The 1,531-nt window shown below is 73.0% G+C and carries 3 protein-coding genes; all 3 read left to right on the top strand.

Annotated elements, in window-relative coordinates; translation table 11 throughout:
- Window positions 1–174 precede the first annotated feature (174 nt).
- Window positions 175–687, top strand: a complete 513-nt coding sequence (ybaK, locus tag CWC38_RS11740) for a Cys-tRNA(Pro) deacylase (protein WP_121846882.1) — start codon at window positions 175–177, stop codon at window positions 685–687.
- Window positions 688–839: 152 nt separating this feature from the next.
- Window positions 840–1,259, top strand: a complete 420-nt coding sequence (locus CWC38_RS11735; protein ID WP_121846881.1) for a DUF6504 family protein — start codon at window positions 840–842, stop codon at window positions 1,257–1,259.
- Window positions 1,260–1,344: 85 nt separating this feature from the next.
- The coding region (locus CWC38_RS11730; RefSeq protein ID WP_121846883.1) for a PHP domain-containing protein at window positions 1,345–1,531 on the top strand (187 nt) is incomplete at its 3' end.

The following is a 1,531-nucleotide window of genomic DNA, read 5'->3' as shown; positions in this document are numbered from 1 at the left end:
GGGTACTGTGGTGCTGATCCGCGGCGTGCGCGTGCGGGGAGCGTCGTAGGCTCGGAGGCCGGGACGCCCACCGCGCACGCCGCGGATCAGCACCACAGTACCCGGCGCGCCGGTGCGGCTCCCCGGGGCCGCAGCATGTGACCCGCCCGCGACGAGTGAACGGAGACAGTACAGATGGCGGCGAAGAAGACGAAGTCCTCGGCCACCCCGGCCACGCAGGCGCTCACGGCGGCGGGGGTCGAGTTCGAGGAGCTGCCGTACGAGCACGACCCCCGGGCCGGGTCCTACGGGGACGAGGCCGCCCAGGCGCTCGGACTCGACCCGCAGAGCGTGTTCAAGACTCTCGTGGTGGCCCTGGAGCCCGGCGGTTTCGGGGTGTGCGTGGTGCCGGTGGCCGCCCGTGCGGACCTCAAGGCCGCCGCGGCCGCACTGGGTGCCAAGAAGGCGCACCTCGCGGACCCGGCGGACGTCCACCGCCTGACCGGCTACGTGCTCGGGGGAGTGAGCCCGCTGGGCCAGCGCACACCCCTGCCCACGGTCCTGGACGAGAGCGCCCGGGGGATGGAGCGCGTCTACGTCTCCGGCGGGCGGCGCGGCTTCGACGTGGGGCTCTCGCCCGAGGACCTGGCCCGTGCCACGGATGCGGTGCTCGCCGCCGTGGCGCGGCCCGCGGACCGCGGGCACTGACACGGCGCGGCGCGAGCCGCGGTGGACCGCTGCCTCCCTCTCCCCGGTGGGTCACGGGGCCCGTACCGGTGGTCGCTTATGCGTGTCGGACGGCCTTGGCACCGTCCCAGGAGTCGAATAAAGTTTCGAAAACCTGGGGAGGGTGAACCACCATGACGGTGCTGGAGATGACGGAGGGCGTGGACGTCGAGGGCGGTCCCGCGGGCCACGAGGACCCGTGGGACGCGGTCCCGGTGATCGGTGCGGGCCGCGCCGGTCCCGGGGTGGCTGCCGTCCTCCCGGACCCGGGGTCGGAGGGGTTCTCGGTGCGGTGCGACGACACCGGGGCACCCTGGGCAGTGACCTACCGGGGCCGGGAGCAGCGGGTCCTGCAGCCGGTGATCCACTGGTTCGAACGCCGCAACTGGTGGGATGTGGAGGACCGCGTCCCCAGGGAGAGCCGCACCAGTGCCGTGGACCGGGAGTGCTGGCGTGTGCAGGCGGTCCAGGCCGGTGCAGCCGTGGCGCGCACCTTCGACATCACCCGCAGCCAGGTCACGGGACGCTGGGAGCTGCTCGGTGTCAGCCTCTGATCCGGGCTCCCCTCGGGGTGGAGCCGCAGCTCCGGGAGGTCTCGACCCGGTTGACAAACATTCGAACAAAGATTCGAATATGAGCATGTGGTTCCCTCACCTTCACGTGGCCTCCGCCTTCAGTGCGCACTACGGGGTGGCCCGCCCCGACGAGCTCGCGCGGACCGCCGCGCAGCAGGGGGCGCAGATCCTCGCGTGCACGGACCGGGACGGGCTGTACGGCGCGGTCAAGCACGTGCTGGCGTGCCGGGAGCACGGCCTCGCCCCGGTGC

It is taken from the genome of Kocuria tytonicola, from assembly GCF_003687455.1.
GTDB lineage: Bacteria > Actinomycetota > Actinomycetes > Actinomycetales > Micrococcaceae > Kocuria > Kocuria tytonicola.
Note: the sequence above shows the minus strand (reverse complement) of the source record. Positions and strands in the feature narration are given on the sequence as shown.